Genomic DNA, 8,573 nt, shown 5'->3' with positions numbered 1-8,573 from the left:
TTACAGATTGCCTCGCAGCAGCACGTCACAGGGGTGGGCGCATACCCCGGAATCGGTGGGCGAATAAAAGCGGAACGGGTGGGCGCATCAAATCGGAATCGGTGGGCGCATCACCCCGGAATACGCAGTCTTGTCGAGGCAGAGCGTGACACGGCCATTACCCAGGTCGCTGAGCGTGATGCGGTGATCCAGGATCATATCGACACGATCGCAAAATTGACGGACCGAGCTGTTACGGCAGAGCGTGATTTGGCGGGTGATCGCGCTCGAGCTGAGGCTGCCGAGGCTCGTGCGATCAAAGCCGAGGCATCAGTTGACGCGGCCAATAAGGCGACTTCAACCGCTGATGACCGTGCTACAAAAACCCAAGATCGCCTCGACAAGACCGAGATCAAACTGGACGACCGCCAAGATCGCCTCGACAAGATGAGCGCCGACCTGGGGACTGCTCGCGCTGATCTCGCGACATCTAGAGCAGAAGCCGGCCAGTGCGCGGCAAAGCTCCGGGATGCTCAAGCCCTGATCGCAGAGCTACGGGCGGCACAGTAGCCGGAGGCTTATGGGCGGCGGGGCCCAGGGTGCGCCATGGTCGGGCGTCCAGAGGTCGGAGGGCCTCGGCCAGGGGTTTCAAAAGGGGGCGGAGCGCCCCTTTGCCGGAGAGACATAACGCAGTTATGGCTAGTAATACCAAGAGGCGTGAAGCCTGACTCACAGGGATTCCCAAAGCGTCGAAATTCTGAATCTATGGCGGCAGGTCTGGGAGGATTTGGCCATGGGTGTTTCGATAGCATTACGGGCGGACTTTGACGGCGCAACATTGAGGCGCCTGGCACGGAAAACAAAGAACACGAACCAGAGCCGTAGGCTGCTGGCGCTGGCTGAGATCTACGATGGCGGCAGTCGGAGCGATGCTGCGCGGATCGGCGGTGTGGGCCTGCAAATTGTGCGGGACTGGGTTGTGCGGTTCAATGCCCGCGGCCCGGATGCGCTGATTGATGGCAAGGCGCCCGGCAAGCGGCCCAAGCTTAATGATGCCCAACGTCAGGCGCTTGTGGCGATTGTCGAGAGCGGTCCGATCCCGGCGACCCATGGGGTTGTGCGCTGGCGGCTGACCGACCTGGCACAGTGGCTTCATGCGGAATTTGCGGTCTCGCTTGACGAAACGACCGTGGGCCGGGAACTGAAGAAGCTCGGCTATGTCAAGCTTACGGCGCGGCCTCGCCATCACGCGCAAGACACCGAAGCGTTGGAGGCGTTTAAAAAGGGGGCTTTGCGACCGAACTTGAAGGGGTTCGCACACGCCTCCCACAAGGCACTGCGATAGAGGTCTGGTTCCAGGACGAGGCGCGCGTAGGTCAGAAAAACAAGATCACGCGTCGCTGGGCGAAGCGCGGAACACGCCCATCGGCGCCGCATGATCAACGCACCATATCGACCTACATCTTTGGTGCGATCTGTCCGGCATCAGGCAAGAGCGCAGGCCTCGTCCTGCCGTTCTGCAACCGACGCGATGGACCTGCATCTCGCCGAGATCGCCCGAACCGTTGCGCCCGGTGCCCATGCCGTCCTGCTAATGGATCAGGCCGGGTGGCATGTCACCGCTGCGCTCATCATACCCGAAAATATCAGCATCATCCCGCTGCCTGCCAAATGCCCCGAACTCAATCCCGTCGAAAACATCTGGCAATTCATGCGAGATAACTGGCTCTCCAATCGCATTTTTGAAACCTATGACGAGATCGTCAATCATTGCTGTGATGCCTGGAATAAGCTTATCGACCAGCCCGAGCGCATCATGTCCATCGGACGCCGCAAATGGGCTCAGGGGTTCTGATCAGTGCAGGTTGGTATAAGTGATAATTTGGAAACCGGCAAGCTGCTGCTGCGAGACTACGTTAATGCGACCGTTGGCTTCGATGCCCTCGCGCATGACATGCATAAAGATCCAAAAAGCCTGATGCGTATGCTGAGCGCTAAAGGCAAACCACGGGCGGACAATCTACTGGCAATGGTGGCGCGTCTAAAGCAACGTGAGGGTGTAATGCTTTCAATGACGACTAACGAAAAATAACCTAATTTGAATTGTTCGCTATTTATAAGTTGCGCCGATTTCAAACATTTGCAATAGAAGTCACTGAAAGTCATGCTTTTTAAAAGCTCACCTTAAATCTTAATTTTGGCTATCTTCAGCACTCTGAAACTTAACGGATGCAATCTCCTCGCCCATGGAGCGACCAACGCACGATGAACGTCTTCTGGGCCTCCCAATGCTTCAATACCATCATCGTCATCCATTCCTCACGGCCAAGGATGGTTGACGCTTGCCGCTCAACATCAGGTGCTCGGTAAGACTTTGCATCATGGTTCCGCGGCGGGAACTGGAACAAAGGCTTCAGCCGCGTTTCCAAAGAACATCGATTTGATCTGGTCGGCATAGGCGTCTGTGACGTTAACGGCATCACTCGGCAGGAGCTCGACAGCACGGCACCAGTCGTCAAGGTCGATGGGGGGCGCATAGACAGGCGGAGACAGCCGCACAACCGAAGGAGGGCCCAGCAGCAGTCGCGCCTGATTTGTCGCGGCCAGAGATTGAAGGCGCATGGCTGCGAAAATAACATCCCTCCAGAATAATATACCGCCAAATTTTATTTGTCGGGGCGAGACGGAGTAAGGATCGTCGCCGCACCCGATGCTCAAAACATCGATCTGCGCGGGGGCAACGTCGAAACAGATCAGCGCTTCTATCACGGCAAGCATAAGCGGGTTGTTGGCCCATACGCCGCCGTCGACCAGCTGGTAAACGCCATTCTTGAAGGGTTGAAAAAACGTCGGTGCAGCGGAAGTAGCCAATCCGATGTTGATCATCTTCTCAAATCGATCAAACTTGTAGTCCGCGTGGTGTGGCGTCTTATAGACAAAAACCTCGCTGTGGGTTCCATCGAACGCTGGAATGCACAGTCTGTTGGCGGACTCCCCGAAAAGTCTCTCACCCAGTGTCTCGGACAAGATTCCGGCAATTGCATCACGGTCGTACCGATACAGCACCGTTTGCCGAAGAAACGAAGCGGCACCGTACAGCCAAGACTGATTGCGCGGCGGGAAAATCTCCTGGCCGCGCTCCACATATAGGGTGTTCATCTCGGCAGCAGAGAGTCCTGCGCCAAGCCCCAGCGCGATGATCCCGCCTGTCGAAGTCCCAGCAATCAGATCGAAATATTCTGACACCCGGCGACCGGCACAGAACCGCCTCTCTAGCTCGGAGAGAACTGAAGCGGAAAAAATTCCGCGTATCCCACCTCCATCCAAAGATAAGATTCGAAAGCGCCGGTCTTTCGGCCAAGCTCGTGGAATGCGCTGCTGAGGGATTGATCCCGCGGAGCGTGGGCCTCCGTGATTGAGTGTTGTGTCGCTGACTTTCATATATCCTCAATCGTTAACGTTTCCGGATGCCGTTATCTTGCGCGCCATGGGCAGCCCATCACCCAGTCCTCGCGGAAAAAGAACCAATCAATGACCATCGGCATAAGAATATCGGCGATGCATTTTTTTCGCACGCCCATTCGTCGGTCTTTGGGTCATTGACTCACGGCGGCTCTCAACTGTTGACATGTTGCGGCGGCTAGCCTGCACCGTATGGGTGGGGTGAAATATCCCACACGCGCGGGCACCGCGCTTAACCAGCCTGATCGCTCGCAAATAAACTAGGTGATAATCCTTATTGTCTGCACAAAACCTTTCCCCGACATTTGGTCATAGATCATCAAAGGCAAGTCGGCTTTGGGCATTCTCGCACGACCGGTTTCGACTGCGACGGAGGCAGGAAGAACGGGAAATACGTTGATTGTTGCACCCTCGCCGTGGTGGTATTTTATGCGATCTAAAAGGCGGCGGAGGTGAGTCTTGTAGATAGCCAAGTCCTCCTGCCTGCGCAGGATATCGTTGTGGGGCCCTTTGGCCGTAATCGACCAGATTGCGGCTTCTTTGCCCAGTACGGAGCGAATTCTTTCATCATCGACGGTTGCGCTGATCGCTAGCTTAAGGCCGATAGGCACATCCTTAGGTCCAGAATATTCGTCAACTTCAAAGTTTATCGAGGGTTGTTGTAGTTGCCATTTCCAAGTTGATGGCTCTCGGTATTTCTGGTGAACGGATACCGGCATGATATCGCCGAGCAGCGTTCCAAGTTCGATGAGAAGAGGCTGAGGGGCAAGTGCAAAAACACTCAATTGCAAGATTTCGTTCTGTTCAATTCTCTCTTTTACCTTGCGTTTAAACTGCCGGTTTAGGTTTTTACTCTGCATCTCCCAAAAGTCTGGTTCGCCGTCTTTGATCTCTGAATTAAGTTCAATGTCGATAGTCCGTCGCTCGGCAGGATGCCTGTCAGGTGGCATTGCGGCGAAGATTGCCTTAGTGGAGATCAATGAGTCCATTTGTCCGATTGTTGCCGCGAAGCGGAGAACATGAGCCGCACGATCAGCATCCATGTCTGTAACAGACTCAATCCGGTTCTCATGCTCACGCTTCATGGCGAGTAAAGAAATCTCTGGATAGTCATTCGCATGATCTACGTCGATTTCTTTGTGATGGATTGGACACATTAGCATCAGGTTGTCGATGTCGCGTGCAAGCAATGGCGACCGGATCTTATCCCCTCTTGGGCCAGACTCACTATCCGCCACAATATGTGCGATGAAGCCAAACTTGCCGTCCTGCTTGCCGGCGATCAGGTCGCCAATGAGGAGCTTGTTGCAGCCGGCGAACTCACATCGACCTGCTGCCAAAGCCCACAGTTGGGTCTGTGTCTTAGCCGGAATACTGGTACTAGACAATTTTACGCTCCAGATTAAAAATTCCCGCCGTCACGGGTTTTGGTTTAAGCTTGAAAAGAACAGCCTTCTATGCTTCTTCGCTTACAAATATCATGTTGTCTATTTGCCCTATCATTAATCATGGAAGAGTTTTTCTGAAGGCGTATCGTCGATGAGCAACCGGCCACCAATAGGGGACTGGCCACGTTGAAATGTGGTAATAGTCGATTCAATTGAGAATGTGTCTAACAGGCGGACGATAACCAGCGCCGCAAAAGAAGGTCCACTATTCTCGACCATATTGATCATGGAGGATAAATCCATTTTGCTGGGCACCGGTGGAAATGTCGGATGTGAGTGCCATTCGCCTAGATAGTCCACCCGGCCTACCCGATTTCCGTTCGCCAACAAAATTTGATCTAGCTGCTCAGTATGTAAACTTGGCAGGCTGCGGAAGCGGTCACGTGTGCCCCCCTCAAGATCAACTGTGAAGCCAACTAATTCGAAGTATCCAGGTGCGATCTGTTCTGCAACTAGCCACCCCCCAATCTCTCGGATACCGCCCTTCTTCAGGAAGACCTGCATTCTGGCGAACTGAGATCGCGGTATTGTTAGGCTAAGCGTCATGCTTCGTCACAAGATGAGCGACGACTCGATCCACACCTTGATCGACACAACTCGAGCGACCATTTACCCAACCATCGTGTGGACCGTAGATGACCGGATAGGTGTCGAAGGGATGATTAAAAATCCAGCCTTTGCGAAGGCCAATATAGTAAGCAGGCTCCGGATGGATTCTCATTTCTGCTGTTGAAAGGGCGTCCAGGGCATGACGGGCAAGCCTACTAGCGATCACGCCCACATCGCCGTCGGAGGCAAATAGGGGTTCTTCTTCGTCATCACCTTGCACCCCGTAATTCTGCGCGCGGCCCTCCGGTGGTGTCTCGCCTTTTTCATCGCACCAAGCCTGCAACTGAGATGCGGCTGCCATCGGTGGTGGGTCTTCCGACGGGATGCTTCGTGCAATGAGACCCCCGATCCCACCAGCGTAGACCCGCCCCCAAACAAGGGGCTTGCTCTTTTGCGTGCATATTGCCGCTGCCATCCTAAACACTCCACTATCTGCAGTGGTATCGATGACAAGATCACACGAACTGATGATCTCACCGAGCTTTGCAATATTTTGTATCGTCGATTGAGAGGTAAGGCTCATTCCCAGAGCGCCAACGTGCGCCATCGGCATAATTCGGAGCAGCCTATGCTGAAGTGAAGCCGCCTTGTGATGCCCAACGTCCAGTTCATCAAGTTCGTTGCGAACGAGATTGTCAGACCATAAGACATCGTTATCTAGCAACATGAACTGCCCCACGCCTTCGCGTACAAGGCTAGCAGCAACCTTGGACCCCAAGGAACCGGCTCCAATTATACAGACACTAGACTTTCGAAACGTCTGACCTTGAATGCGGCGCTCTTTTGCCTTTGGGGGCTCAAAAGTATCGAACAGATCTATTCTGCGTTCAGAACCTTGGTGCAGAACTCGGAGTAAAATCTCCTGTTTTCCATTCGATAAGACAACTAAGATGTCACTCTTCTGAGCAATCCAACGTCGCAACCTAGGTGGCAGGTATTGATAGAGGCGCTCCCCCAGTTGTTCTGGCTCAATATCAGGAATTTCCCGAATTCCTGGTAAGCGATACAAAACCCCAGAGACCAAATTACCCACTACACCTGGCCCGTCATCTGGAATGTGCGTCTGAGTATCCCGACCGATAGTGGCCACGCGTGCGACGAGAACTTCAACGGCCCCAATCCGCCGTTCTAAGCTCATGCGAAGATCTGTTGCCTGGCCAGCAAGACGTAACCTCAAAAGGCGGGCAGATTCCAACGGTAACATAAAGCGACGAGAACAACCTGAGAGCAACGTGGGCAAGTCTGATGGGTGAGCACTTGCAACGTTGGACAGAATTTCGTTCTTAGGGGTTGCCTCAAGAAGTGCCTTGGCGCTTCGGACTACATCTGTACTTCTACAGTCAGGATGCCAATTATCTGGCCTGTACTGGAGGCAAAGTTCGCCTCCTGCGCCATACTGGTGTTGCGATAGCCGAACCGTGTCGTCAGTTGGAATCACAAAAGGGGGTAGGTCAGGGAAGAGCGCCGGAAAAACTAATTTGAGGGGTATTTCTCGGTCTTCGATCACAACAGTGAATGACCAAGTTAGAAGACCGTCACTGTTCTGGCGGAACTGAGTATCCCGAAGCCATTCCGAGTTTGTTGACAGGTAATGAAGCCCCTCGCACTCTCGGATCAGTCGTTCTTCGCCGAGTGTCAGGTCCATCAACCAAAACCCTTGGGCTCCGTCGGCCTACGGTCTTCGTCACCGAATACAAGACCTGGTGCCGAGACCCCGGCCGCGGCAGCTGGAGCAACCGAAGCAGTGCGCGACCCTGAGTTTGTAGAAACTCTTAGACGCGCCGCTTCGACGACCTGATTACCAAGATCCGGCGCAAGTTCATTCAAGACGGTGTTCGCGTCCGTGAACCCCTGAACCGCTCCGAAATGTGCTCGAGCTGCTTCAAGCCAGCTGAAGAAAGCCTCCCGCCGCTTGGGGAATTCTTCCCAGCGATCTGCAAAGTTCTCGGACGGGTCGGTTGGGTTGGCAATCCACGATACACCCTGACGATCATATATCTCGAGATGCATGTCGCGAAGAATCTTACCAATTGCATCAGAAACCCGCGCTTCGCCTGTGTAGGCATGCGTGGAGAGCGTAGTTAGGATGACGCTAATAACTCGTAGATCTGGATCATGCTTCGCGAACCATTCGTCCCTGTGCCTCTTCAAAATCATGATTGCCGACTGCAAAGGCGTTCGGACTCGAAAGACAGGAACATCCTCAACACTTGCCGTCACTTTACCTTGTTTATCTAGGAAAGCCCGACGACGCTCGTTCAATTGTGCGATCTGCTTTAACTTGAACCATGAAGCAAAGCCCCTTGGATTGCTTCTGGGCCAATCGTTCGTGATGATACGGTAGGTCGTACCATTGTCACTATCAGTGATCGAAATCGCACCATCTGCGAGTGCCTGATCGGCGAGATATCCGGAGAGAACAGTGCGCATGTTTGCTTCGTTTGGGATCGCGGGCAGAACATCCATATGGAATTGTGCGCCATCGGCATACAGTAGAGTGCAGCACCTCCGCGACTCACCAACCTCGTTTTGGATCCCTCGGGCTTTGCGGTAAGCTTCGAGCTCAGTCCGCAGACGAGCGCGAAGATCGGCTTGTGAAATTTGCCCCTTCGCTAGAGAACGGAAAGAGACAACGATGTCGAGATCGTAGTCCTCGCCCGCGGTCGCTGGCTTTATCGGTGTTCCAAGTGCGAAAGAGCCTTGGATATATACGTCTGGATCATAATCACGAACTTTAGACTCATCGCGATGTAAAAACTCGCCGAGGTCCTTGTATCGCTTTTCGGCCTGATCGAAGCGATCCTGTGGCACGGCCAACTCTTCGGCCAGTTTTTCAATCGCGACGTTATATCCGTAACCAATTCTCGCATTCGAATTCATTGAAAACTCCTAAAATTTCTAGCTCCTGCTGATAGATGTTCACTTTAGTGTGAATAATCAAGGACCTCGGGTAATCCCCCCCAAAAGTAAGGGGCTGCAAAAGTAGAATTTTCTCGACAAGATGAACGAGGAGATTTTGAATGAAGATGACCAGATATAGCGAACCCCAGATCCTTGCGATCCTGCGCCAAGCCG

At 53.5% G+C, this 8,573-nt stretch carries 9 protein-coding genes; 4 read left to right on the top strand and 5 right to left on the bottom strand.

Features of this window, described 5'->3' with window-relative positions; translation table 11 throughout:
- The 4 genes from FQ320_RS25960 to FQ320_RS24755 form a co-directional block, all read left to right on the top strand.
- The coding region (locus FQ320_RS25960) for a hypothetical protein (protein WP_222861723.1) at positions 1-549 on the top strand (549 nt) is incomplete at its 5' end.
- A 223-nt stretch (positions 550-772) separates the two neighbouring features.
- Positions 773-1,324, top strand: a complete 552-nt coding sequence (locus FQ320_RS26735; protein ID WP_255509724.1) for a winged helix-turn-helix domain-containing protein — start codon at positions 773-775, stop codon at positions 1,322-1,324.
- A 90-nt stretch (positions 1,325-1,414) separates the two neighbouring features.
- The gene (locus FQ320_RS26730; protein WP_255509723.1) at positions 1,415-1,834 is read left to right on the top strand and encodes a transposase; all 420 of its coding nucleotides are present in this window, start codon (positions 1,415-1,417) and stop codon (positions 1,832-1,834) included.
- 27 nt (positions 1,835-1,861) lie between these two features.
- Positions 1,862-2,071, top strand: a complete 210-nt coding sequence (locus FQ320_RS24755; protein WP_187394083.1) for a hypothetical protein — start codon at positions 1,862-1,864, stop codon at positions 2,069-2,071.
- Between the two features lie 287 nt (positions 2,072-2,358).
- On the opposite strand, the gene FQ320_RS24750 is transcribed toward FQ320_RS24755, so the two are convergent.
- From FQ320_RS24750 to FQ320_RS24730, 5 genes are all read right to left on the bottom strand, one after another.
- Positions 2,359-3,420 carry a CBASS cGAMP-activated phospholipase gene (locus FQ320_RS24750; RefSeq protein WP_148475933.1) on the bottom strand — a complete coding sequence of 354 codons (1,062 nt, stop codon included), beginning with the start codon at positions 3,418-3,420 and terminating at the stop codon, positions 2,359-2,361.
- Positions 3,421-3,701: 281 nt separating this feature from the next.
- Positions 3,702-4,829, bottom strand: coding sequence for an SAVED domain-containing protein (locus tag FQ320_RS24745; RefSeq protein ID WP_148475932.1), 1,128 nt, complete (start codon positions 4,827-4,829; stop codon positions 3,702-3,704).
- A 114-nt stretch (positions 4,830-4,943) separates the two neighbouring features.
- On the bottom strand, positions 4,944-5,393 hold the full coding sequence (locus tag FQ320_RS24740; protein WP_187394082.1) for a Mov34/MPN/PAD-1 family protein: 450 nt from the start codon (positions 5,391-5,393) through the stop codon (positions 4,944-4,946).
- 31 nt (positions 5,394-5,424) lie between these two features.
- Positions 5,425-7,143 carry a ThiF family adenylyltransferase gene (locus FQ320_RS24735; protein WP_148475930.1) on the bottom strand — a complete coding sequence of 573 codons (1,719 nt, stop codon included), beginning with the start codon at positions 7,141-7,143 and terminating at the stop codon, positions 5,425-5,427.
- Positions 7,143-8,378 (bottom strand): nucleotidyltransferase, encoded by a 1,236-nt coding sequence (locus FQ320_RS24730; RefSeq protein ID WP_148475929.1) that lies wholly within the window; start codon positions 8,376-8,378, stop codon positions 7,143-7,145. The genes FQ320_RS24735 and FQ320_RS24730 overlap by 1 nt, the downstream gene beginning before the upstream one ends.
- Between the last annotated feature and the right edge of the window lie 195 nt (positions 8,379-8,573).

The organism is Oceaniovalibus sp. ACAM 378, from assembly GCF_008085915.1.
Lineage (GTDB): Bacteria > Pseudomonadota > Alphaproteobacteria > Rhodobacterales > Rhodobacteraceae > Oceaniglobus.
This window is presented reverse-complemented; position numbering and strand designations above follow the sequence as displayed.

Excerpts from the sequence above, each read along its gene's own strand:
- FQ320_RS24740 (WP_187394082.1), bottom strand. The coding sequence starts at position 5,393 with ATGCAGGTCTTCCTGAAGAAGGGCGGTATCCGAGAGATTGGGGGGTGG.
- FQ320_RS26730 (WP_255509723.1), top strand. The coding sequence starts at position 1,415 with ATGATCAACGCACCATATCGACCTACATCTTTGGTGCGATCTGTCCGG.
- FQ320_RS24750 (WP_148475933.1), bottom strand. The coding sequence starts at position 3,420 with ATGAAAGTCAGCGACACAACACTCAATCACGGAGGCCCACGCTCCGCG.
- FQ320_RS24730 (WP_148475929.1), bottom strand. The coding sequence starts at position 8,378 with ATGAATTCGAATGCGAGAATTGGTTACGGATATAACGTCGCGATTGAA.
- FQ320_RS26735 (WP_255509724.1), top strand. The coding sequence starts at position 773 with ATGGGTGTTTCGATAGCATTACGGGCGGACTTTGACGGCGCAACATTG.
- FQ320_RS24735 (WP_148475930.1), bottom strand. The coding sequence starts at position 7,143 with ATGGACCTGACACTCGGCGAAGAACGACTGATCCGAGAGTGCGAGGGG.